This window comes from Streptomyces sp. NPDC031497, assembly GCF_055580905.1.
This window is the reverse complement of the sequence record NZ_JBVIKO010000001.1, coordinates 675,152-697,866: the sequence shown is the minus strand read 5'-3', so window position 1 is coordinate 697,866 and position 22,715 is coordinate 675,152. Positions and strand designations below refer to the sequence as shown.

Sequence of the window (22,715 nt, the reverse complement as noted above, 5' to 3'; positions counted from 1 at the left end):
TTCCGCCCACTCGATCTGACTCACGCGCGGGTCAGGCGGGCCCTACGAGAGGGGGTGTGCGCAGCGCGATCATGGCGACGTCGTCATCGTTGTCGCTGGGGCGGACCTGGTCCAGCAGCAAGTCGCAGAAGGAGTCGAGGGGGCGGTGGGCGAGGGAGGCCGCGTGTCGGCGCAGCCGGTCAAGCCCGTGATCGATGGAGTGGTGCGGGGATTCGACCAGTCCGTCGGTGTAGAGCAGGAGCGTGGCCTGGGGTGGCAGGACGGTGACGGCGTCGGGGCGAGGTCTGGTGACTCCGGTTCCGAGGAGTATGCCGTGCGCCTCGTCGAGGTAGCGGGTCTGACCGTCGTGGGTGATGAGCAGGGGCGGCGGGTGGCCGGCGTTCGTCCAGCGTAGGCGCCACAGTGTGTCATTCCCGAGGGTGAGCCTGGCGAGGATCATGGTGGCCATGGGTACCTCGGCTATGTGCATCACGGCATCGTCGAGCCGTGTGACGACGGCGCTGGGTGCGGCCTCGGGGTGGGACCAGGCGAAGGCGCGCAGCATGTTGCGGACCTGCGCCATGCCGGCTGCGGCGTCGAGATCGTGTCCGACGACGTCGCCGATGGCCAGTGCGTGGGCGTGGGCGGCCAGAGCGAAGGCGTCGTACCAGTCACCGCCCACGGATGAGGCGTCCGGAGCGGGTACGTAGCGCGCGGCCATCTCCAGCCCGGGCAGGACGGGCAGCTGGGGCAGCAGGTGGCGTTGCATGGTCTCGGCGACTTTGCGCTGGCGCTGGTAAAGGCGCGCGTTGTCCAGCGCCAGGCCCGCCCGGCGGGTGAGGTCCTCCAGCAGCGGCAGGTCGGCAGGGGTGAAGGCGTCATGACGCTGGGCGCGGCCCAGGGTCAGGGCGCCGAGTACGTCCCGCAGTCCGCGAATGGGCGCGATGACGGCGGAGTGCATACCTGTCGCGGTGAACAGACGCTGCTGCTCGACCGCTATGCCGGAGTCGGGCGGACCTTGGTAGGTGGCGGGGCCGGCGAGGGAGGAGGCGGCGCCGCGCAGGGCCCGTGACAGGGGCATCGGTGACTCTGCCGGCACGGGAGGCATCGGGCCCTGCAGGTCGTCCCGCTCGACGAGAATGCCGTCCTTGTGCTCCATCACGAGAACGCGTCGCACTTCGTCACGTTCGGTGAGCAGGTCGAACACGGCCCAGTCCGCGAGCCGGGGCACGGTCAGGGCCGCCAGTCGGCGCAGCGCCTCGTCCGCGTCCAGGGTGGATGTGAGCTGCGTGGTCGTCTCCGCCAGCAGGGACAGGCGGTCCAGTTCCGTCAGCGGCGCGGAGTGCCCGCCGTCGGTGTGGCGCACGTCCCCTGGCTTCGGCTCGTACAGCATCGCCAGCGCACCTGTCCCGCCCGGAACGGGTGAGTAGGGCGTGACCAGCCAGGACAACTGGAGGAGAGTGCCGTCCCCGCAGGCGAACCACTCGGCGTCACCGTGTCTGGTGTCCCCCGTGAGGATGGCCTTCCTTATCCGGCAGCGCGTGCGCGGCACCGAGTGCCCGTATCTGTCCCGGTGCAGCAGGTCGTGGAAGTCCTGACCGACGAGTTCTGAGGCTGCTCTGCCCAGCAGGCTTTGGGCCGCGCCGTTGACCGCGACGATGAGGCCATCGTCATCGACCACGATGGCGGACGCCCGCAGGTTTTCCAGCGTTACGTCGAGCAGGGCGCCAGAACGCGCCTGATGCCCGGACAGGGGAACAATTTCCCTGCCGGGAGCGGCGACGTCGTCCATGTTTCTCCTCTGTTCAAGTCCGAATCGAGTCGAGTACCCCAACCGGATTCCGGCATGCATCGAAGGCTCGCCTTTCCTGCGGTGACTGCTCGAGCACATCCTGGTGGTGCAGGAAGAAGCTGTCCTTGAAGTCCCGAATGCCGGTCGCGAGTGATCAGGAGGAATGGACTGTTGGTCTTGACGCTCTCGGCGCACGCACGCGGAGCAATGAGCCGGAAAACGGTCCCTGAGCTGGTGTTCTTCGTGACTCGTCTGGGACGGCCTCTTTTTGATGACGCATCATGTGGAGTGCGTGGCGATTCTGGAGCCGGCCGAGAAGTGCGTCTGGCCTGCTGCTTTGCATTCCAGGTGGTCGATTGAGCTGCAGTTTCAATCGCTGACGCGGGTCTCGCGGACGACGTGGCGATGCGGAATGCAGAATTTTGCCGCTCCGATCATGCTCGAAATCGGAGGTCCTCACGGATCTCTGCGGCCCGGGCCGTCGGCACGGCACGGACTCCGGCTCAGGCGTCCTGTTGCACCTCCTCAGCGGCGGCGCGGGCGCTGCTACCTCGGTCCCACGCACCTTGGAACGGAGTGGGCGGCCCGACCGGGTCACAAAGGACCGCGCTGTGGTCCGGGATCTTGAGTGCCTGGTATCACCTCGCCACCTAGATACCAGTCCGGTATCATCGCTGTATGGCGATGACACTCCGACTCCCCGACGACCTTGACGCGAAGCTCACCGAGCGTGCTCGTCGGGAGCGCCGCAGCAAGCAGGAACTTGCCATTGAGGCCATCCGCGACGCCCAGAATCGGGCCGAGCTGAAGGTCGATGACGTCCTGGCCGAGCTCATGGACAGCGATGCGGAGATCCTGGACTACCTGAAGTGACCGGAGTGCGCCACATCCAGATCGACGAGATCCTGGCCATCGCGCGCACGGTCAACGGTACCGAGCACAGCGTGCGTGACATGGGACTTCTGGTGTCGGCGATCGAACGGCCACGGACGAACGTGTTCGGAGCCGAGCTGTATCCCACGCTGCACGAGAAGGCGGCGGCACTGCTGCACTCCGTTGCCCGCAATCACGCGCTGATCGACGGCAACAAACGCACCGCCTGGCTTGCCATGCGCGTCTTCCTGCGGTTCAACGGCGTCAGCGCCACTACCGCCCCGCCACCCGTCTCCGTTGCCGGCCCGTTCGTCGAGGAAGTCGCGCAGGACAACATCGATGTACCGACCATCGCCAAGCGCCTGTCGGTCTGGTTCCCCGTTTCCTGACGTCCGAGGAGCGCCTTCCCGCCTGAGGTGGCGGTCAAGGGAGGTTGAGCGGTCGGCTTCCCGACCCCGCCCCTCTTTTCCCTGCGGCCACGGAACACGGGCCGTCCGTGCCCTTCGCGCGCGAATGTCCCCCCGCCGTGCGAGGCGGGTCAGCGCGGCGGGCGTGCCGGATTCCACAGGCCCGGGATGCCGCCGGTCGTCCCTGGGGTCCGGTTTCCGCCCTGGAAACCGCGTCCGACCTGCCGACGGCGGGCCGGTACCAGCCCGCACCGGAGCTCAGGTGCTCGCGTCCACCGCTTCGGTCCGGGCCTGCTTCGGCCGGGTGGCCATGGCCCTCAGGGTCTCGAAGGCGGTCGCCGTCGGGCTCGCCGGTTCGGCCTGGTAGACCACCAGCTGCTGGTGCGGGGCCCCGTTGACCGTGAAAGCCGCGAACCTGATGTGCAGGTCCCCGACCTGAGGGTGTTTGAGGTGCTTGCCCTCCTGGGACTTGCCCTTCACGTCGTGCAGCTGCCAGAGCGCGGCGAACTCCGCGCTCCGGGCGGACAGTTCCGCCACGACCTCGGCGATGCGGACGGACTCGGGGTCATGGCCGTAGGCGGCCCTGATCTCGGCGACGCAGGAGTGCGCGGCCCGCTCCCATTCCTGGTAGAAGTCGCGTCCCGCCGGGTCGACGAACACCATGCGCGCGAGGTTGTCGAACTGGTCGAAACCGCTGTGGAGGGCCGTGGCCAGGGAGTTGCCCGCCATGATGTCCAGGGCCGGCCCCACGACGAAGGCCGGAGTGTGATCCCATCCTTCCATCAGCTGCAACAGCTGCGGGCTGACGTCCGTCTCGCCCCAGTCGTGGGGGCGCTGTGAGGCGGCGAGGCAGAGGCGGTTGAGATGGTCGGTGGACTCCGCGTCCAGTTTCAGCGCCTGCGCCACGGCATCGAGGACCTGCGGGGACGGGCTGTTCTCACGCCCCTGTTCCAGCCTGATGTAGTAGTCCGAGCTGACTCCGGCGAGCAGCGCGACTTCCTCTCTGCGCAGTCCCGGCACCCGGCGCCGCCCGTGTTCGGGCAGACCGACGTCATGTGGCTTCAGGGCTTCTCTGCGGGCTCGGAGAAAATCACCCAAAGGCGTCCCATTGCTCATGCGGCAAGACTAGATGGATTTCGTCCGGTGAGAAGTGCCGGGCGCCCAGAATCGCATCAGGTCGCGTGATCGTCGCAGAGGGTGATTCCCCGCCCCGGAGTGCCGAGGAGGGGAGGGCGACCGAGATGTCAGGCCGTGGTCCGGCACCGTCCTGCCTCGTGGAGTCCGTAATCCTGGGTGTAATGCACCCACCGTCGGCGGGACTTTTCCGGGTGTTCTCCGCCTAGCCTCGATGACATGGACAACGACACGCACCCCGGCTCGGTGGAAGGGCTGGGCCGGTTCCTCCGTGCCCGCAGAGAACGCCTGAGCCCCAGGGCGGCGGGACTGCCCGCCGCCGGCCGGCGAAGGGTGCCCGGACTGCGGCGCGACGAGGTCGCGACGCTCGCGGGCGTCAGCCTGAGCTACTACAGCCGGCTGGAGCAGGGTCGTGAACTCAGTCCCTCGCCCCGGGTCCTCGAGGCCATGGCCCGGGTGCTGCAACTCGGGGACGAGGACAAGCGGGAGCTCTTCCGGCTGGCCCAGCCGGCGGCCCGCCGTACGAAGGCGCCCGTCCGGGTCGAGCGTGTCCGGCCGCACCTGCGACAGCTGATCGAGAGCTGGACCAGGACACCGGCGTTCATCATCGGCCACGCCCAGGACCTGCTGGCCACCAACGCGTTGGCCGACGCCCTCTACCGCGACTTCGCCCAGCACGACAACGTCCTGCGCATGCTCTTCCTTGACCCCGCCGCGAAGACCTTCTACCGCAGCCCGGAGCGGGCCAGGCACCGGGCGGTCGCCGACCTTCAGCAGGCCGCCGCGAGCACCCCGGAGGACCCCCGCATCCTGGAGCTGGTCGGTGAGCTGTCGGTGCGCAGCGGCGAGTTCCGCGCCCTGTGGGCACGCGAGTACACCCGGGTCCCGCCCTACGAGACCAAGCAGGTGTACCACTCCGTCGTGGGCGACCTGGAGCTGCGGCACGAGGCCCTCAGCATCCGCAGCGCCCCGGGGCAGCAGCTCGTCGTCCTGCAGGCCGAGCCGGGCTCCCCCTCGGCCGACGGGCTGGCCCTGCTGGGCTCCGTCAGTGCGCCCGAAGTGCCGCACCAGCCGAACCCCGCGCACGGCAGCTGAGCCCCATCCTGGGTGCGGGACTCCCAGGAAAACCGCAGCCTTCATATCACCGTGGTGGAGGGACAGACTCGAATACGTCAACAAGAAATCCCCCCTCGAAGGGGAAAGCGACGAAAGAGGTTTTTCTCATGGCTACGTGGTTTGTCACCGGTGCCTCCCGCGGAATCGGCGCGGAAATCGCTCGTGCGGCTCTGGCCGACGGTAACAATGTCGTGGTCGCCGTACGAAATCCGGAGCGCGTACCGGACGATCTGAAGAGTTCCGACAAGGTCTTCGCGGTCGCCCTGGACGTCACGGACAACGACAGCATTCCGCAGGCGGTCGAGGCCGCCGTGGAGCGGTTCGGCGGTATCGACGTCCTGGTGAACAACGCCGGCCGCGGCCTGCTCGGCGCGCTGGAGGAGATCTCCGACGCGGAGGCCCGGTCGCTGTTCGACCTCAACGTCTTCGGCCTCATCAACGTCACCCGCGCCGTGCTGCCCGTGATGCGCAAGCAGGGTTCGGGCCGGCTGGTGCACATCGGATCCCGCTCCGGTTTCGAGGGCGAGCCGGGCGTCAGCCTGTACAGCGCCTCGAAGTTCGCCGTCGCCGGCATCAGCGAAGCGCTCTCCGCCGAAATGGCGCCGTTCGGAATCCAGTCGATGGTCGTCGAGCCGGGCGTCTTCCGCACCGACTTCCTGGACGCCAGCTCCCTGTCGGTCGCCGGGAACCGCATCAGCGACTACGACGACACCCCCGCGCACGTGACGCTCGACTGGATCGACCAGGCCAACCACGCGCAGCTCGGCGACCCCGTCAAGGGCGCCGCCCTCATCGTCGAGGTGGCCGCCGCCGACAAGCTGCCCACGCATCTCTACCTGGGGCGCGACACGCTGGAGCGGCTCGACGTCAAGTACCAGCAGGTGCAGGACGACCTCGCTCCGTGGCGCGAGAAGTCCGCGGCCACCGCGCACGACGACGCCGCCTGACGACGACGCCGCCTGACGCCGATGCCGCCTGAGGCCGACCCTCCGCCGGGTGTTCGGCCCGCCCGACCGGTTCGGGCACCCGGAGCCTTCCCCCTTTCCCTCCCCCTGTGATCAAAGAGATCGAGGTTTTGTGATGTCTGCTGCCCTGCTCACCGGTACCCCCCTGGCCGGCCGTGTCGCCGTCGTCTCCGGCGCCTCCAGCGGCATGGGGGCCGTCACCGCCGAGCGCCTCGCCGGACTCGGCGCGACCGTGGTCGTACTGGCCCGGCGCAAGGAGCGCCTGGACACGGTGGTCAAGAACATCGAGGCCGCCGGCGGCACCGCGCTCGCCCTGGCCGTCGACGTGACCGACCGCGCCGCCGTCCAGGCCGCCGCCGACCAGGTCGCCGAGCGCTTCGGCAAGGCCGACCTCGTGTTCAACAACGCCGGTGTCCAGCTGATCTCCGGCATCGAGGAGCTCAAGGTCGACGACTGGCAGCGCCAGATCGACCTCAACATCGGCGGCCTGATGAACGTGATCGCCGCGTTCGTCCCGCACCTGACGGAATCCGCCGCCGCGGGCAGGCCCGCCGACCTGATCAACACCTCGTCGATCGCGGCCACCCGCATCCTGACGAAGTTCTCCGTCTACTCCGGCACCAAGGCGTACATCAGCCACCTCACCCGGCTGCTGCGCGTCGAGCTGGGTCCCAAGATGGTCCGGGTGGCCACCATCGAGCCCGGCATGGTCGACACCGAGCTGCCGGACCACGTCACCGACCCCGACGCCTCCAAGCTGATGGCCGACCTCATCCACGACATCGACGTCCTGCAGAGTGCCGACGTCGCCGAGACCGTCGCCTTCATGGCCGCCGTCCCGCGCCACGTCAACCTCACCGAGATCACCATCCTGCCCACGGCCCAGGCCGTCTGACGTTCGTTCCGGCGTGGCGGGGGAGAGCGGCCCGGTGCCGTTCTTCCCCGCCACGTCTCCATCCGTAGCGAGGACCCGAGAGGACCCGACATGAACATCACGGTGATCGGACGAGGGCGGGTCGGCGGTGGCCTGGCCCGGCTGTGGGCGACGGCAGGCCACGAGGTCAGGACGCTGGGGCGGGACGGAGGAGACGCCTCGGACGCCGATGTCGTCGTCGTGGCCGTCCCCGGCCACCTCGTCGGCGAGGCGCTGCGTGGTGTCACCGGGCTGAACGGCCAGGTGACCATCGACGCGACCAACCTCTACACCGGGCGCGACGGCGACTTCCCGTCGCTGTCGCATCAGGTCAAGTCCGTCGTGGGCGGTCCGACGGCGAAGGCGTTCAACACGGTCTTCGCGTCCGCGTACGAGCTGATCGGCGAGCAGCGCGTGACACCGAGCAACCTGTACGCGGCCGAGCCGGGCGCGAAGGACGTCACCGCACGGCTCATCGCCGACGCCGGCTTCGACCCCGTGTACGTCGGCGACCTCGATCCGGGAGCCCGGCTGCTGGAGGACAGTTCCGGTCTCACGCGCGCGCTGGCCGGCCGGATCGGCCCGTTCTTCTACCGCTACGGCCGGCCCGGAGAGCTGTAGGCCCGCCGGTCGTAGGCCGTATCCCCGTGGCTCACGGTGCCGACTGGATGTCGCCGCGCGTGGAGGACGTGATGGTGTCGCCGTGTGCGAAGTCGCCGGGCGGGATGCCGGGATGGTGTCCGACGCCGGCCGACGGCACCGTGGCCGAGGGGCCGAGAGTGAGCCGGGAGACGATGCGGTAGCGGTCTCCGCGGTAGATCGAGTGGACGTACTCGACGGGCTGACCCGTGGTGTCCGAGGTGAGCCGCTCGAAGAGCAACGCCGGGGACAGTTCGGGCACGTCGAGCAGTGCGGCCTCGGCCCGGGTCACGACGGTCGGCTCGATCGCCTGTACGGCCTCCTGGACGTGCACGCCATGCTGTTCGCGCAGATGCTCGTACAGGTCGCCGGCCTCCAGTTCCGCGGCGGACAGGGTGGGGACCAGGTCGGCCCTGATGTGCAGGTGCTCGATGGCCATCGGGGCGCCGTCCACCAGGCGCAGCCGTGCCACGTACACGATCTCGGCCGCGGGGGAGATGCGCAGCCTGCGGCCCACGCGCGCGCCCGCCGGGATGGTGGAGAACTCCAGCAGGCGGCTCGACCAGGTTCCGGAGGCCTGGGGCACCGTCATGGCCTGCTGTCCGGAGACGAGTTCCTGGGTGATCTTCTCGGGCGCGACGAACATGCCGCGCCCGTGCTCCCGGACCAGCAGGCCCGCGGCGACCAGTTCGTCGACCGCCGCGCGCAGGGTCGGACGGGACACTCCCAGACGGGCACACAGGGTGCGCTCCGAGGGGATCGCGTCTCCCGGGCGCTGTGACTCGACCAGGTCGAGGAGGAAGTCACGCACTCGCTCCCGTTTGAGCACCGCACCCGGTTCGTCGGCCGTCATGTCGTACTCCCTCTTGCCCGCAACCCCAGTTGACCAGTTGACCAGTGGTCGCCTGTAACCGCCCTCTTGGTTCGGGAAGTGTAACGGCCCCCGTGCAGTGATCGTCCGGAATCCGACTGGATCGTGCGCCAAAGCCCGTTGATGCATGGGGGGTTGACGCCTCAATTGGTCTATGCCACCTTCGTCCCCACATCAAGAGGTGAGCTGTCCAGTGGACTTCACTGGTCAGGTGGTCAGGTCATGTCCTCCAGAGGTGAACCGTGAAGCTCCGCTTGTTTGCCGGTGTGTCCGCGCTCCTGATGACGGCCGGGCTCAGTGCCTGCACCAGCTCCTCCGATACCTCCGGCGACGGCTCCGGCAAGAGCACCACGATCGACGTGTGGCTGATGCGCGACAGCGTCTCGGCCCGGTTCCAGAACGAGTTCGTCAAGGGCTTCGAGGCCGCTCACCCCGAGATCAAGGCGAAGGTGCAGATCCAGGAGTGGGACGGGATCGGCGAGAAGGTCACGGCGGCCCTCGCCAGCAACGACGCCCCGGACGTCATCGAGACCGGCAACACCCAGGTCGCCCAGTTCGCGCAGAGCGGGGGACTGCTCGACCTCAGCGACAAGGTCGACGACCTCGGAGGGAAGAGCTGGCTCAAGGGCCTCGCCGAGCCCGGCGCCTACGAGGGCAAGCAGTACGGCATCCCCTACTACGCCGCCAACCGCGTCGTCATCTACCGCACCGACCTGTTCAGGAAGGCGGGCATCGACGCGACCGCCATCAAGACCCGCGACCAGTGGATCGCCGCCACCGGGAAGCTCGACACCGGTGGTACACAGGGCATCTACCTGCCCGGCCAGAACTGGTACACCCTCTCCGGCTTCGTCTGGGACGAGGGCGGTGACCTCGCCACCCGGTCCGGCGGCGAGTGGAAGGGCAGCCTGGACACCCCCGAGGCGATCCGCGGCATGGAGTTCTACAAGAAGCTCCAGGCCCTCGGCAGGGGTCCCAAGGACGCCGACGAGGCAAACCCCCCACAGGCGGACGTCATGGCCAAGGGGAAGGTCGCCCAGGTCGTCTCGACACCCGGTGGCGCCAACGTCGTCATCCAGAACAACCCCGCGCTGAAGGGCAAGCTCGGCTTCTTCCCGATCCCGGGGAAGACCGCCGCCACCCCCGGCGCCGTCTTCACCGGCGGCTCCGACCTCGTCATCCCCACCGCCTCCACCAAGCAGGACGCGGCCTACACCTTCATCAAGGAACTCACCGGCGACACCTGGCAGAAGAAGCTCGCACTCGCCATGAGCTACGTCCCGAACAAGACCACCCTGGCCTCCGCGGTCGCCTCCGACCCGGGCGCCGCGGCCATGGCGGTCGGCGCGGCCGAGGGCCACGCCACGCCCAACACGCCCGGCTGGGCGGCGGTCGAGGCCAAGAACCCGATCAAGGACTACATGACCGCCGTGCTCACCGGAGGCGATGTGCGGAAGGCGGCCACCACGGCGTCCGAGGCCATCACCGCAGCGATGAACTCCGGCTCCTGAACCGTCGTCGACACACGGGAAGGAGGAGTGCCGTGCCGGCAGTCCGAGAGCAGACCGCGTCCCGCCCCCCACTCACCACCCGGCCACCCCGACGGTCCGGCGCCGCGGGCAGGCGCCGCCCGTCGACGGCCGCCGGCCGCGGGATCTGGCCGTACCTCCTGATCGCGCCCGCCGTCCTCGGCACGCTCTACCTGCTCGTCTATCCCCTGGTCCGCGCCGTGGTGATCTCGCTCCAGGACTTCGGTCTGCGCCAGCTCATCCTGGGCGACGCGCGGTTCGTCGGATTCCGGAACTACGAGACACTGCTGGGCGACGACCGCTTCTGGGAGGTGGTGCGCCGCACCTTCCTCTTCATGGCGGTCGACGTCGTACTGATCATGGTCCTGTCCACCCTGGTCGCGCTCATGGTCGAGCGCCTCGGCCAGTTCGGCCGGACCGCGGTACTCAGCGCGCTCGTGCTGACCTGGGCGATGCCCGTCATCGCGGCGACCACCGTCTTCCAGTGGCTGTTCCACTCGGAGTTCGGCATCGTCAACGCGGTCCTGACCGACCTGGGGTTCGAGTCCTTCCACCGGTACCCCTGGTTCGCGCACGGTCCGGCCGCGTTCGCGATCGTGGTCGTCCTCGTCGTATGGCAGTCCGTGCCGTTCGCGGCGATCACCCTGTACTCGGCCCTCACCACCGTGCCCACCGAGCTGTACGAGTCGGCGCGGCTCGACGGGGCGTCGGGTCCGCGGATCTTCCGCTCCATCACCCTCCCGATCGTCCGGCCGATCTTCCTGCTGGTGCTGTCGCTCGAAGTGATCTGGACGTTCAAGGCGTTCGTCCAGATCTGGGTGATGACCAACGGCGGCCCCGGTGACGCGACCACGATCCTGCCCGTCTACGCGGTGCAGACCGCCCTGTCGCGCCAGCGCTACGACCTCGGCTCGGCGGCCTCCATGCTCACCGTCGTGCTGATGTCGGGCGTACTGGTCCTCTACTTCCGCCAGATGTTCCGCCAGGAGGACGAGCTCGCATGAGCACCACCCGGCCCCGCATCCGCCGTCTGCCCCTGAACGCAGCCGCCGTCCTCACGGTCGCGGTCTGCCTGTTCCCGGTCTACTGGATGGTCGCCACCGCGTTCACCCCGACCCGCGACATCCAGTCCGACAACCCCCGGATCATCCCGGAGAGCTGGACCCTCGACCACTTCCGCACCGCCGTCGGCGCCGCCGGCTTCGGCCTGTTCTGGCGCAACAGCATCCTCGTCACGCTCAGCGCCGTCCTGCTCGCCCTCGTCATCGCGCTCGGCGCGGCCTACGCGGTCGCTCGGATGCGGTGGAAGGGGCGCCGGCAGTTCATGCTCATGGTCTTCATCGCCCAGATGGCGCCCTGGGAGTCACTGATCATCCCGGTGTACATCATCTCCCGGGACACCGACATGCTCGACCGGCTGCCGACCCTGACCCTCGTCTACTTCATGATGACGCTGCCCTTCACCGTCATCGTGCTGCGCGGCTTCATCGGCACGATCCCCCCTGAGCTGGAGGAGTCCGCCCAGGTCGACGGCTGCACCCGGCTCGGCGCATTTCGGCACATAGCCTTCCCGCTCCTTGCCCCGGGGCTGATGGCCACCTCGCTGTTCGGCTACATCACCGCCTGGAACGAGTTCGCGTACGCCAACTTCCTGATCATCAAGCAGCAGGACAACCGCACCCTGCCCGTCTGGCTCTCCTCGTTCCAGAACGTCTTCGGCACCGACTGGGGCGCCACCATGGCCGCCTCGACCCTCTTCGCCGCCCCCGCGCTCGTGGTGTTCCTGCTGCTCCAGCGCCATGTCACCGCCGGCTTCGCGGCCGGTGCGGTCAAGGGCTGACCTCCCACACGACCCCCGCTCCAGCCCCACACCAGCCCCACTCCAGCCCCACGCGACCCCGCTTCCGGAGACGATCCATGCCCGCACATCGATCCGTCCTCACCCTTGTCCCCCGCCCCGCCAGGACCGTGCCGCGGCCGGGGTACTTCACGCTCGACGCCGAGACCGCGCTGCACATCGGCGCAGGGACCGCACAGGCCGCGGAGCTGCTGCGCACCCTGCTCGCCCCCGCCACCGGACTGGCCCTGCGACCCTCCCCGGGCGGGCAGGTGAAGCTGGCCATCGACTCCACCCTCGGCACCCTGGGCGACGAGGGATACGTCCTCACGATCGCCCCGGACGCCGTGCTGCTGCGCGCCGCGCACCTCACCGGCCTGCTGCGCGGCATCCAGACGATCCGTCAACTGCTGCCCCCACAGGCCCTGTCGGAGACACCGCAGCCCGACACACAGTGGCTGCTGCCGTGCTCCGAGATCACCGACCACCCGCGTCACCCCTGGCGCGGCGCGATGCTGGACGTGGCCCGCCACTTCCAGCCCGTCTCCTATCTGCGCCGGTACGTCGACCTGCTGGCGCTGCACAAGATCGGCGTGTTCCACCTGCACCTCACCGACGACCAGGGCTGGCGCATGCCGGTCACGGCCCGGCCCAAGCTCACCGAGATCGGTGGCTACCGCACGGAGTCGCAGAAAGGCCCGGCCGGCAGCGGCGAGTTCGACGGCATCCCGCACGGCGGGGCGTACACGCGGGCCGAACTCACCGGCCTGGTCCGGTACGCGGCCGCTCGCGGCGTCACCGTCATGCCCGAGATCGAGATGCCCGGACACGTACGCGCGGCCCTCGCCGCCTACCCCGGACTGGGCAACCGACCGGAGCGCAGCCTCGACGTCTGGACGCGCTGGGGCGTGTGCGACACCGTCCTCGGTGTCCACGACGAGGTTCTCGACTTCTGCCGCAACGTCCTCGACGAGGTGATGGACGTCTTCCCCTCGCCGTACATCCACGTCGGCGGCGAGGAGTGCCCCACCACCGAGTGGACGCAGAGTGCCGCCGCACGCGAACGGGCGGTGGCCGAGGGACTGCCGAACCCCGAGGCCCTGCACGGCTGGTTCCTCGGACAGATCGGCGAGTTCCTCGTCCGGCGTGGCCGCCGCCCGGTCGGCTGGGCCGAGACCGGCGCCGAACTGCCCCTCGACTTCACGGTGATGACCTGGCGCGACTCGGCGCACACCCTGACGGCGGCCCGCCGCGGCCACCCCGTGGTCAGCGCGTACCACCGGGCCACCTACCTCGACTACGCCCAGTCCGACGACCCGGGCGAGCCGCCGGCCCAGCCCGGAACCGTCGTCGACCTGCGCGCCGCCCACGCCCACGACCCCGTGCCCGAGGACGCCGAACCGGACGTGGCCGGGCGGGTGCTCGGCACCCAGGCCCAGCTGTGGACCGAGTTCGTCACGACGCCCGCCCACATCGAGTACCTCACCTACCCCCGGCTGTGCGCACTCGCCGACCGCGCCTGGAGCGGCGCCACCGACTGGGCCGACTTCCGGTCCCGCCTCGCCGAGCACTCGGCCCGACTCGACGCGCTCGGCGTCCGCTACCACCCCTGACACCACCCCAGACCCTGTCCCGTTCCGGAATCACCCCACCTTCTGGAGAGGAACAACGATGAGATTCGCGAAGAACCGGCTGCGCGCCGCCGCGTCCGCCGCCGTCGCGGTGGCCATGGGAGCCGCCGCGCTCACCGCACTCCCCGCCACCGCGAGCGCGGCCGGCGACGGGCTGAGCGTCCAGTACCGTACGAGCGCCCCCGGAGCCACGGCCGACCAGGCCGAACCCTGGTTCAAGGTGAAGAACACCGGTACCACCAGCGTGCAGCTGAGCGGCGTCAGGATCCGCTACTACTTCAAGGCCGACTCGGCGAGTGCCACCTACCGCTTCGCCTGTTCCTGGGCCGTCAAGGGCTGCGCCAACGTCACCGGCACCTTCGGCACGCTCGCCAACCCGACCGCCACGGCCGACCGCTACCTGGAGATCGGCTTCACCTCCGGTGCCGGCACACTCGCCCCGGGCGCCGACACCGGCGACATGCAGCTGCGCTTCTACCAGTCGACGTGGGCGCCGCTGGTCCAGAGCGACGACTATTCCTTCGGCGCCTCCCAGACCTCGTACGGCGACTGGTCCAAGGTCACCGCGCAGCTGTCCGGCACCACCCTGTGGGGCCAGGCCCCCGCCGGCAACGATCCGACGGACCCGCCCACCGACCCGCCGACCGACCCTCCGGCCACCGGCGCCACGTTGTTCGACGACTTCAACTACAGCGCCTACAACGACCCGAAGATCTCGGGGCACGGCTGGAGCGTGCGCTCCGCCTCCGGCGGCCCCGGTGTGTCCGGCGCCACCTGGGCGCCCGAGAACGTCACCTTCGCCACCACCAGCGGTAACTCCGTCATGAACCTGGAGACCTCGACCGCGGGCACCGGCGAGAGCACCAGGCAGACCGAGGTCGTCACCAACGCGCGGAAGTTCAGGAACGGCACCTACGCGGCCCGGGTCAAGTTCGACGACGCGCCCAGGTACGGCCCGGACGGCGACCACCTCGTCCAGACGTTCTTCACCATCAACGACCTCACCGCGCCGATGGCGGACGACTACTCCGAGTACGACTTCGAGTACCTGCCCAACGGCGGCTGGGGCGAGTCGTCGAACATCCTCTACACGACGTCCTGGGAGACCTACCAGCCGGACCCGTGGGTGGCGGTCAACCAGCACACCGAGGGCCGGCAGAGCTACGACGGCTGGCACGACCTGGTGCTGACCATCGACAACAACAACATCAAGTACTACATCGACGGACAGCTCTTCGGCACCCATGACGCCGCGTACCTGCCGGAGCGACCGATGTCGATCAACTTCAACCAGTGGCTGATCGACTTCGGCGGCCTGACCAGCTCCACCGCGCGCGCGTACGACGAACAGGTCGACTACGTCCTGCACGTCAAGGACCAGGTCCTCACACCGGCCCAGGTCGCCGCCAAGGTGGCGGCGTACCGCGGCGCGGGCACCACGTTCGAGGACACCGTGCCCAGCAGCTGATACCGGCGCCGCCGCGCACTCGGCGCACCGGAACCGGGTGCGCGGCCGGCGGGGCCGCTCTGCTCCTCTGAGACTCCTCAAGTCGCTTGGCACACAAGGAACACGACCGTCAGGCTGATCCTCGTGACAGGAATCGCGGGACTGAGCAAGAGGAACACCTTCGTGCTGGCCATCCGGGACGCGGACGTGGTCGCGGCGGCCTTGCGGCAGGCGCTGGCCGAGGCCTCGGCGGAGGAGCGCCCGGGGCTGGAACGCGCCGCCGCACTCGTCGAGTCCACCGCGTCCGCCACCGAACCCGAGCTGCGCGCCCGCTGGGTCCGCTCCCGGCTGGCAGCCGTCGGCTTCACCGGGGACGTCGGCTCGGTCGCGGCGGTGAAGGCGCTGCGCGAGGCGGAGCCGAAGCTGAGCCTGCTCGCGGCGGTGCAACTGCAGAAGGAGGCGGTGGCTCATCCGGAGTGATCCGGCAGCCCGCGGACCACGTGGGGGCTGCCGGATCACGCATGGGCGGGCTACCGGGTGCGTTGCGTTGCCCTCCTCAGGAGGTGAGGTAGCAGCCCTTCCGTACGCCCGGCAGCGGGTCCGTGCCGCCGAAGGCCGCCGTCGTGCAACCGGTGCCGCCGGTGAACGACTTGTAGACGAAGGTGCCGCGTGCGCCGTAGGCCACGGTCTGCTGTCCGCTGAACGCACAGGTCCCGGCCTCGTCCGAGCAACTCGTGGCGTAACCGGCCGGGCCGCCGGTGGCGGTGTAGCAGGCCTTCGACTCGCCGGGGATCGGGTCGCCGAACTTCGCGTCGGTGCACGGGGTGTCGCCGGTCGCGGTCGTGCCCGTGAACGCTCCGAAGGCGCCGTACATCACCGGCTGTCCCGCCGCGGACGGGCAAGTCCCGTTCTGGTCAGCGCACTTGGCCCAGCCGCCGGCCGGCGCTCCGGCGGGCGGCAGGTAGCAGGACTTGGCGACGCCGTCGACGGGGTCGCCGAAGTGGGCGTTGGAGCAGTCGACGGAGCCGTTGGTGACCTGGTGGACGAAGTTGCCGTTGGCGCCGTAGGCGACGTCACGGTTGTAGCCGGGCACGGCGCAGGTGCCGCCCTCGGCCGCGCAGGCGGTGTATCCGGGCGGACCGCCCGCGTCGGCGACATAGCAGGACTTGACGAGGTTCGCCGCCGGGTCGCCGCCGAAGGAGTCGTTGGAGCAGGCGGTACTGCTCGTCACCGTCTTGTACGTGTACGTCCCGGCGCCGTAGGCCACCGAGCGGGTGCCGCTGAAGGAGCAGGTGCCGCCCTCGCCCGCGCACCGGGTGTAGCCCGCACGCAGGGCGCCGGTGCCGGGGTCGGTGGGTGCCGAGGGATTGCCGAGGCCGGTGGCGGAGACGGTGTAGCTGCCGGGGGCGACGCCCGTGAGGTAGACGTAGGTGTCGTCCTGGCTCCCGCCGGTGATGCCGGAGGCGGGCGTGAAGGTTCCGTTGCTCCAGACGACGGTGCCGTTCACGGTCACCGTGATGGTGCCGCCGAGCTTCGGGACGCCGATGCGGCCGGTGCTGCCGGACGGGCTGGAGAGGGTGGCCGAGTAGGTGCCGGCCGACGGGTTGCGGGACCAGGACGCGTTGACGGCGCCCTGGGGCATGGTGATGCGGCCCTCGGCGCTGGTGAGGTCGCCGGGGTGCGGGACGAAGCGGTAGGCGCCGGTAGCCGACTCCGGTGCGGTGCCGAGCACGTCGAAGGTGAGCGTGGAGGTGGGCGCCGACGACCAGCCATGGGCCAGGCTCATGAACGAACCGCCGTAGGCGAGGCCGCCGTCGGACTTGATGCCCTCCCAGAACGTGCTCTTGGTGCCGATGTCGCCGTCCAGCATGTGGCCCCAGGTGCGGCGGATCTGGTCCAGGGCGGTGAAGTCGTCGTTGGCGGTGAAGCGGGCGTTCAGCTCCATACCCCCGGCGAAGGGCGAGACGTTGCCACCCCACTCGGGGGTGGTGGGGCCGTAGATGCCCCAGTTCTTGCCGAGCCCCGCGGTGATGCTCTTCGACTTCGCCGTGGAGTCGGTCAACCCGTACCAGACGGCGAGGGAGTTGCCGTCCTGCGGATACAGCCCGCTGGTCGGGTTGTCCTTGTACATGCCCTTCGCGGCGTCCCACAGCAGGGAGTTGGCGGCGGACCTGATGGCGGCCGCCTTGCTGTTCCAGCTCGCGGCCAGCGCGCTGTCGCCCTCGACCGTGGCGAGCGTGGCGCCGCCCTTGAGGGCGCCGTACAGCAGCGCGTTGGCGGAGATGTTCTCACCGCCCTGGCCGACCCGGGCCCAGTCCTGGGTGCGGGTCACGTCGAGCAGGTTGTTGCCGTCGATCTTGTTCGTGATGAAGGTCATCCCGCGCTTGTAGTTGGCCCATTCGGAGTCCAGCCACGCCCGGTCGCCGGTGTACGTGTAGTACGTGGACGTCCCCAGCAGGGTCCACGTGTGGTAGGTGTCCGAGCCGGTGAGGTTGAACGGCGGCCCGGACCAAGGGATTTCACCCGCGGACGACTGTGCGTCGTACATCGTGGTGAGCGCGTTGCGGGTCGAGGTGAGGTCGTTCGAGTACGCGTACTGCGTGGGGACGGCGATGCCCATGTCGCCCGGCCACACCGTGCGGTCGCGCTTCGCGCCGTCGACCAGCACGGAGTCACCCACCCCGACGGTCGCGCTGTTGTCCCACGCCGAGGTCGGCGGGGGCCAGGCGCGGCCCTGGTTCGAGGCGACCGTGTTGAGCTGGACGGTGTACGCCCCGGCGTACCAGATGCGGTTGAGCAGGTCGTCGCTGGAGTGGAAGTAGTTGGCGTAGTCGGCCGGGTTCGATTTCCCGGGCGCCGCGGTGAAGCCGAGGCTGACGCCCTTGAGGTCCACCCAGCCCGAGGTGTCGAGGAAGACCGTCAGGTAGCGGAAGCCGCCCCGTAGTTGGGCGGTGGGCACCGTGTAGGTGCCGTTGGCGGAGGCGGTGGCGTACAGGGCGCCGTCCTCACCGTCACGGCCGCTGCTGCGGTCGCTGTTGTTGCCCACGTACAGGGACGACTCGCTGAAGGCCAGGCCGACCCGTTGACCGCCGTCACTCACACCCCCGAAGGACAACGTTGTCACGCCGCCGACCTCTTTGCCGAAGTCGAGGGTGACAGCCGACTGTGAGCCGGAGATCCGGGTCGGCTGTCCGCTCAGGACGTTCTGCGGGTTCGCGACGCTGCCGGACGTCCGGTAGACGGCGGTCGGCTTGAGGGTGCGTGAGGTCGGCGAGTAGTTCAAGGGGTCGACTGCCGCCGCCCGGGCGCCCGTCGGGGTCTCCGTGGCGGACATCGGTACGGCATTGGTGGAGGGGACCGGGCCGGTGGCGAGCGCGGTGGCCGCGAGGACGGCAAGGCCGAGCAGATGATGCCGGCCCGGCGGTCTGCTCAGTGGTGAGCGACGGCGCATGGAGACCTCCTGAGTGGGGGGTGCCTGGGGGAGTGGACGTTCTGAAACGATTCAAAACCGTGCCGCACGAAGCCTGGTGCCTGTTGCGACAGCTGGATGCACGAGGAGCCTCGCCGAAGTTCCACCGATGATGGGCGCCCGAAAACCGGGTGTCAACCCGTCACGGCCGCCTCTCGACTCCCTTGGAACGGGGCGCACTTACGGCATTGACAGGGCCCCGCCAAGCCGGTTCACTGCCTCGCAGACAGGTATGGACCAGTGCTCGATTCCGGCCCGGCTCGACAAGAGCTCCCGGCCTCCGCCACGCGCGTCGACCGTCGTCCCCCATCGTGAAATCGAGGCGAGTCCCGGTGTCCTCACCCAGCTCAGACATCGTTGTCACACCACGTCTTCTCGGCTTCCTGCTGGCGGCCGCGCTCGCGTTCGCCGCCCTGGTGCCGGCCGCGACGCCCGCGTCCGCCGCCACCCAGGTCTGCGTCCTGGCCTGTGACACGCTCGACCCCTCGCAGGCCCGGCAGGAGACCTTCCCGGTACCGGACAAGGACCTCAACGGCCGCCGTCTGGAACTGCACGTGTCCGACGCGGACGACATGGCGTGGGCCAGCATCGACGACGGCGTGACCGGGGACTCGGTGTGGCTGGACCGTTCCTGGGACGGCGGCGCCACCTGGGAGGGACTGCTCGGCAAAGCGAGCATCCCGGGCTCCTGGACCGGCACCAGGACGCTGATGTACAACATCACCGACCCCCGCGACCACCGGCGCGGACTCGTGCGGGCCTGCGGCGACGCAGCCGGAGTCGGCTGCACGAACTGGGTCTATCCCACCGTCTGCGACACCCTCTGCGACGGTACGAGCGCGGGCCAGGCGGCCGGCGACGACCAGCCGGTGCCGTCAACGACCTTGTACGGCCGCACGATCCGGCTGCACGTCGACCAGAAGAACTCCATGGCCTGGGCGAGCATCGACACCGGTGGCGCCGGCGACGAGATCTGGCTCGACCGCTCCTGGGACGGCGGGTCGACCTGGCCGGACGGCTCGTCCCTCGGCCGTACCAGCACCCCCTCCGGAGCCACCGGCACCCGTACCGCGATGTACGCCACCCGCGACCCGCGCGGCCTCCTCTACGGCGGCGCGGTCCGCGCCTGCGGCCGGGAGGCGAGCCACAACGAGGGCAGCTGCACCGCCTGGGTCAGGCCCGCGCCGACCAGGGCGCGCGCGGCGGCGGACGCGCTGATGACGTCGTATGACCCCTACAACGGCTGGTGGCCGAGCAGTTGGTGGAACTCGGCCGCCACGCTCACCTCCGTCATCGACTTCGCGAAGACGACCGGAACGCACGACTACGACTGGGTCGTCGCGCGCACCTTCGACCAGAACAAGGGCGTTTTCGCGGCCGGGACGCGCAGTTCGGACGCGATCGAGGGCGACTTCATCAGCCGTTCCATCGACGACTCGGGCTGGTGGGCGATCGCCTGGATCGACGCGTACGACTACACCCACGACTCCCGGTACCTCAACGAGGCCGTCACCATCGCCAACTACGTCCAGCAGTACTGGGACACCGGCACCTGCGGCGGTGGCGTGTGGTGGGACCGTGAACGGACCTACAAGAACGCGGTGACGAACGGGCAGTACCTGTGGCTGACCACCGCGCTGCACCAGCGCATCCCGGGCGACACCGTGTGGCTCCAGCGGGCGAAGACGTCCGCCGCCTGGTACCGGGCCAGTGGGATGATCAACTCCTCGGGTCTGGTGAACGACGGTCTGACCTCGGCCTGCGCCAACAACGGCTCCACCGTGTGGAGTTACAACCAGGGGCTGGCCATCGGCGGCTTCACCGAACTGTGGAAGTCGACCGGCGACAGCTCGCTGCTCACCACCGCGCGGACCCTCGCCGATGCCGCGATCAGCAGCCCGGCGCTGACCTCCGGCGGGGTGCTCACCGAGTCCTGCGACGTCGGCTCGGCGTCCTGCGACGACAACCAGAAACAGTTCAAGGGCATCTTCATGCGGAACCTCGCCGACCTGGCGACCACCACCGGCGCCGCCACGTACCGGAGTTACGTCCAGAAGCAGGCGGACACCCTGTGGGCGCAGGACCGCACCTCCCTCAACGCCCTGGGCGAGCGCTGGGCCGGTACCAGCCCCAACCAGACCGACTGGCGGACCCAGGCCAGTGCCCTCGGAGCGCTCACCGCCGCCGCGGGCTGACGGCGGAACCGGCCGACGTGGGCGGGCGCGTCAGCCCTGGTCACGGGCCTTCCCGCACTCCGGGTAGAACGTTCTCATTGTCGAGCGGGGCAGTTCGACCGGGTTTCGCTGATACGCGTAGCACGACGTGACCGTGGGGCTGCCCGTGGGACGCGGCGGTGCCCCCGCGGCCGACTCGGCGCAGGCCGCGAGCAGGGCTGCGACGGTGGCCCAGACGGCCGCCTGGCCGAGCAGCCGTCCGTGTCGCTTCGGGCGGGCCGTTGTTCGCATGACGGTGACGGATGCCTTTCGTGGGACGGAGGAGAGGCTCTCATGGATGCGAGGACTCGTCCGGGGAGGGCGACGACGCCGCCGAGGGACCTGCCCTGCCCCGCAGCCGGACCTCCTCCACGTCGAGCGTGCGCTGGACGGTACGCAGGACGATGTCGTCGATACGGCCGACGTCGCGCAGGTCCGCGAGGGTGTCCCGTTTGAGCTGGAGCAGGGCGAGTTCGAGTCGCCGCACGCTCTCCTGGCGTCGCGCGGTGCCGGGAGCGGGGGCCGTGCGGTCCTCGATGTCCTGGATCATGCGCAGGGTGTCCTCTTCGGGGACCCCGAACCGCCGCGCCAGCTCCGGCAGGGCGTCCATCGCGGCGCTGCTCATACGGCAGCGGGCGAGAGCGAGTTCCGCGGTCTTGTCGGTGTCCTCGGGGAAGCGGGCCCTGCGGACCACGGCCGGCAGGGTGGGACCGAGGACCGTGAGGGTGACGACGATGACGACGGTCGTGAGGAACACCACGGCGTCGCGCTGCCCGACGGCGTGCCCCCCGGCGGTCGTGGCGGGCACGGTCAGCGCCGCCGCCAGCGAGATGGCGCCACGCATCCCCGCCCACGCCAGCGGCAGCCGCTGGCGTCCGGTGATACGGCGGCCGCGCTGCCGAGGGCTCCGGTCCAGGAGCCTGACGAGATAGGGGATCGAGTAGAACCACGCGATCCGGGTCCCGATCACGGCGACACTCACGGCGACAGCGGCGAGCGTCGCCTGCGCCAGGGAGACGGATGTCAACGCCCGTACAGTCGCAGGCAGTTGGATGCCGACCAGGACGAACAGCGCGCTGTTGAGCAGATAGCTGGCCACTTCCCAGAAGGCGACGGCCTGGATACGGGCGTCGGAACCGATGACACGAGGGCCGAACCGGGTGGTCACCAGGCCGCAGGTGACGACGGCGAGGACGCCGGACACCTGCACGAGTTCGGCGGGCAGGTACGCCAGGAACGGGGTGGCGACGCTCAGCACGCTGTGCAGCAGCGGTTCGGGCAGCCGGCGCCTGACCGGGATCAGGAGCAGGGCGACCGCGCCGCCGACCAGCACTCCGCCGGCGTAGGACCCGGCGAAGGCGACCGCCGTGCCTGACCAGGAGAAGGGGCGCTCGTCGGTGACGACATCGACGGCCACCGCCAGCAGGACCAGGGCGGTGCCGTCGTTCAGCAGGCTCTCGGTGCGCAGCACGGTCAGGATGCGGCGCGGCATGGCCCTGGCGACGGCGGCGACGGCCGCGGCGTCGGTCGGGGCCAGGACGGCACCGAGGACGAAGGCGACGGGCCAGCCGTAGCCCAGCGCATGGGCGACGGCCGCGACGGCGACGGCCGTTGCCAGGACCAGCCCGGTCGACTGGAGGGCGATGCTGCGGAAGTTGTCGCGGATCTCGCGCACCGAGGAGGTGAGCGCCTCCCAGTACAGCAGGGCGGGCAGAAAGAGGAACAGGACGACCTCGGGGGACAGGGTGAACGACGCGACGGGCGGTGTCAGTCCCACGAGGCCGCCCGCGCCGAGCAGCAGCAGCGGTTCGCTCAGGCCCGTACGACGCGACAGCCAGCCCATCAGGAGGACACCGACGGCGACGACGGCGATCAGTTCCAGGCTTGCCATGGTGGAGTC

19 protein-coding genes are annotated in these 22,715 nt (G+C 69.7%); 13 read left to right on the top strand and 6 right to left on the bottom strand.

The genetic code is table 11. The annotated features are described in order from the left end of the window. Positions 1-31: 31 nt before the first annotated feature. Complete coding sequence (locus ACZ5K7_RS03015; protein WP_468909732.1) at positions 32-1,771, bottom strand: PP2C family protein-serine/threonine phosphatase; 1,740 nt, start codon at positions 1,769-1,771, stop codon at positions 32-34. A gap of 678 nt (positions 1,772-2,449) precedes the next feature. Between ACZ5K7_RS03015 and ACZ5K7_RS03010 the strand changes: the two genes are divergently transcribed. Both ACZ5K7_RS03010 and ACZ5K7_RS03005 read left to right on the top strand, forming a co-directional pair. Further along, positions 2,450-2,644: a ribbon-helix-helix protein, CopG family gene (locus ACZ5K7_RS03010; protein ID WP_147995503.1), complete on the top strand. Its 195-nt coding sequence runs from the start codon at positions 2,450-2,452 to the stop codon at positions 2,642-2,644. Then, positions 2,641-3,033 carry a type II toxin-antitoxin system death-on-curing family toxin gene (locus ACZ5K7_RS03005; RefSeq protein ID WP_351710149.1) on the top strand — a complete coding sequence of 131 codons (393 nt, stop codon included), beginning with the start codon at positions 2,641-2,643 and terminating at the stop codon, positions 3,031-3,033. Before ACZ5K7_RS03010 ends, ACZ5K7_RS03005 begins: the two co-directional genes overlap by 4 nt. Positions 3,034-3,309: 276 nt before the next feature. Here the strand turns inward: ACZ5K7_RS03005 and ACZ5K7_RS03000 are convergent, their stop codons facing one another. Then, positions 3,310-4,167 (bottom strand): helix-turn-helix transcriptional regulator, encoded by an 858-nt coding sequence (locus ACZ5K7_RS03000; protein ID WP_468909729.1) that lies wholly within the window; start codon positions 4,165-4,167, stop codon positions 3,310-3,312. 237 nt (positions 4,168-4,404) lie between these two features. On the opposite strand from ACZ5K7_RS03000, the gene ACZ5K7_RS02995 reads away from it, so the two are divergent. The 4 genes from ACZ5K7_RS02995 (at position 4,405) to ACZ5K7_RS02980 (ending at position 7,800) form a co-directional block, all read left to right on the top strand. Beyond that, positions 4,405-5,280, top strand: a complete 876-nt coding sequence (locus ACZ5K7_RS02995; protein ID WP_468909726.1) for a helix-turn-helix transcriptional regulator — start codon at positions 4,405-4,407, stop codon at positions 5,278-5,280. Between the two features lie 128 nt (positions 5,281-5,408). Beyond that, on the top strand, positions 5,409-6,248 hold the full coding sequence (locus ACZ5K7_RS02990; RefSeq protein ID WP_351710158.1) for an SDR family NAD(P)-dependent oxidoreductase: 840 nt from the start codon (positions 5,409-5,411) through the stop codon (positions 6,246-6,248). A 130-nt stretch (positions 6,249-6,378) separates the two neighbouring features. Continuing rightward, entirely contained in the window at positions 6,379-7,161 is a 783-nt protein-coding gene (locus tag ACZ5K7_RS02985; RefSeq protein WP_468909723.1) for an SDR family oxidoreductase, read from the top strand. A 90-nt stretch (positions 7,162-7,251) separates the two neighbouring features. After that, the gene (locus tag ACZ5K7_RS02980; protein ID WP_351710164.1) at positions 7,252-7,800 is read left to right on the top strand and encodes an NAD(P)-binding domain-containing protein; all 549 of its coding nucleotides are present in this window, start codon (positions 7,252-7,254) and stop codon (positions 7,798-7,800) included. Positions 7,801-7,831: 31 nt separating this feature from the next. Here ACZ5K7_RS02980 and ACZ5K7_RS02975 read toward each other — a convergent pair whose 3' ends face one another. Then, entirely contained in the window at positions 7,832-8,671 is an 840-nt protein-coding gene (locus ACZ5K7_RS02975; RefSeq protein ID WP_468909719.1) for a GntR family transcriptional regulator, read from the bottom strand. A gap of 260 nt (positions 8,672-8,931) precedes the next feature. Here ACZ5K7_RS02975 and ACZ5K7_RS02970 point away from each other — a divergent pair, with 260 nt between their 5' ends. The 6 genes from ACZ5K7_RS02970 (at position 8,932) to ACZ5K7_RS02945 (ending at position 15,613) form a co-directional block, all read left to right on the top strand. Further along, on the top strand, positions 8,932-10,200 hold the full coding sequence (locus tag ACZ5K7_RS02970; RefSeq protein ID WP_468909716.1) for an extracellular solute-binding protein: 1,269 nt from the start codon (positions 8,932-8,934) through the stop codon (positions 10,198-10,200). Between the two features lie 32 nt (positions 10,201-10,232). Continuing rightward, positions 10,233-11,222 carry a carbohydrate ABC transporter permease gene (locus ACZ5K7_RS02965; RefSeq protein ID WP_468909713.1) on the top strand — a complete coding sequence of 330 codons (990 nt, stop codon included), beginning with the start codon at positions 10,233-10,235 and terminating at the stop codon, positions 11,220-11,222. Continuing rightward, a complete protein-coding gene (locus ACZ5K7_RS02960) occupies positions 11,219-12,058 on the top strand; it encodes a carbohydrate ABC transporter permease (protein ID WP_468909710.1) in 840 nt (279 codons plus the stop codon). The genes ACZ5K7_RS02965 and ACZ5K7_RS02960 overlap by 4 nt, the downstream gene beginning before the upstream one ends. A 77-nt stretch (positions 12,059-12,135) precedes the next feature. Then, complete coding sequence (locus ACZ5K7_RS02955; RefSeq protein WP_468909707.1) at positions 12,136-13,668, top strand: beta-N-acetylhexosaminidase; 1,533 nt, start codon at positions 12,136-12,138, stop codon at positions 13,666-13,668. 58 nt (positions 13,669-13,726) lie between these two features. Next, positions 13,727-15,154 (top strand): cellulose binding domain-containing protein, encoded by a 1,428-nt coding sequence (locus ACZ5K7_RS02950; protein ID WP_468909705.1) that lies wholly within the window; start codon positions 13,727-13,729, stop codon positions 15,152-15,154. Positions 15,155-15,277: 123 nt separating this feature from the next. Further along, on the top strand, positions 15,278-15,613 hold the full coding sequence (locus tag ACZ5K7_RS02945) for a hypothetical protein (RefSeq protein WP_351710178.1): 336 nt from the start codon (positions 15,278-15,280) through the stop codon (positions 15,611-15,613). Between the two features lie 76 nt (positions 15,614-15,689). On the opposite strand, the gene ACZ5K7_RS02940 is transcribed toward ACZ5K7_RS02945, so the two are convergent. Further along, complete coding sequence (locus tag ACZ5K7_RS02940) at positions 15,690-18,584, bottom strand: alpha-L-rhamnosidase-related protein (protein ID WP_468909702.1); 2,895 nt, start codon at positions 18,582-18,584, stop codon at positions 15,690-15,692. Positions 18,585-19,174: 590 nt separating this feature from the next. Here ACZ5K7_RS02940 and ACZ5K7_RS02935 point away from each other — a divergent pair. After that, positions 19,175-20,797 (top strand): glycoside hydrolase family 76 protein, encoded by a 1,623-nt coding sequence (locus tag ACZ5K7_RS02935; RefSeq protein WP_468909863.1) that lies wholly within the window; start codon positions 19,175-19,177, stop codon positions 20,795-20,797. A 30-nt stretch (positions 20,798-20,827) separates the two neighbouring features. Here the strand turns inward: ACZ5K7_RS02935 and ACZ5K7_RS02930 are convergent, their stop codons facing one another. Together ACZ5K7_RS02930 and ACZ5K7_RS02925 are read right to left on the bottom strand one after the other, a co-directional pair. Beyond that, entirely contained in the window at positions 20,828-21,067 is a 240-nt protein-coding gene (locus ACZ5K7_RS02930; protein WP_468909700.1) for a hypothetical protein, read from the bottom strand. Positions 21,068-21,107: 40 nt separating this feature from the next. Next, positions 21,108-22,706, bottom strand: coding sequence for a Na+/H+ antiporter (locus ACZ5K7_RS02925; RefSeq protein WP_468909697.1), 1,599 nt, complete (start codon positions 22,704-22,706; stop codon positions 21,108-21,110). Positions 22,707-22,715 lie beyond the last annotated feature (9 nt).

What these genes read in the sequence shown, in the direction of transcription:
- ACZ5K7_RS03000 (WP_468909729.1), bottom strand. Translation starts at nt 4,167, where the DNA reads ATGAGCAATGGGACGCCTTTGGGTGATTTTCTCCGAGCCCGCAGAGAA.
- ACZ5K7_RS02950 (WP_468909705.1), top strand. Translation starts at nt 13,727, where the DNA reads ATGAGATTCGCGAAGAACCGGCTGCGCGCCGCCGCGTCCGCCGCCGTC.
- ACZ5K7_RS03010 (WP_147995503.1), top strand. Translation starts at nt 2,450, where the DNA reads ATGGCGATGACACTCCGACTCCCCGACGACCTTGACGCGAAGCTCACC.
- ACZ5K7_RS03015 (WP_468909732.1), bottom strand. Translation starts at nt 1,771, where the DNA reads ATGGACGACGTCGCCGCTCCCGGCAGGGAAATTGTTCCCCTGTCCGGG.
- ACZ5K7_RS02975 (WP_468909719.1), bottom strand. Translation starts at nt 8,671, where the DNA reads ATGACGGCCGACGAACCGGGTGCGGTGCTCAAACGGGAGCGAGTGCGT.
- ACZ5K7_RS02930 (WP_468909700.1), bottom strand. Translation starts at nt 21,067, where the DNA reads ATGCGAACAACGGCCCGCCCGAAGCGACACGGACGGCTGCTCGGCCAG.
- ACZ5K7_RS02980 (WP_351710164.1), top strand. Translation starts at nt 7,252, where the DNA reads ATGAACATCACGGTGATCGGACGAGGGCGGGTCGGCGGTGGCCTGGCC.
- ACZ5K7_RS02995 (WP_468909726.1), top strand. Translation starts at nt 4,405, where the DNA reads ATGGACAACGACACGCACCCCGGCTCGGTGGAAGGGCTGGGCCGGTTC.
- ACZ5K7_RS02935 (WP_468909863.1), top strand. Translation starts at nt 19,175, where the DNA reads ATGGCGTGGGCCAGCATCGACGACGGCGTGACCGGGGACTCGGTGTGG.
- ACZ5K7_RS02960 (WP_468909710.1), top strand. Translation starts at nt 11,219, where the DNA reads ATGAGCACCACCCGGCCCCGCATCCGCCGTCTGCCCCTGAACGCAGCC.
- ACZ5K7_RS02925 (WP_468909697.1), bottom strand. Translation starts at nt 22,706, where the DNA reads ATGGCAAGCCTGGAACTGATCGCCGTCGTCGCCGTCGGTGTCCTCCTG.
- ACZ5K7_RS02990 (WP_351710158.1), top strand. Translation starts at nt 5,409, where the DNA reads ATGGCTACGTGGTTTGTCACCGGTGCCTCCCGCGGAATCGGCGCGGAA.
- ACZ5K7_RS02955 (WP_468909707.1), top strand. Translation starts at nt 12,136, where the DNA reads ATGCCCGCACATCGATCCGTCCTCACCCTTGTCCCCCGCCCCGCCAGG.
- ACZ5K7_RS02940 (WP_468909702.1), bottom strand. Translation starts at nt 18,584, where the DNA reads ATGCGCCGTCGCTCACCACTGAGCAGACCGCCGGGCCGGCATCATCTG.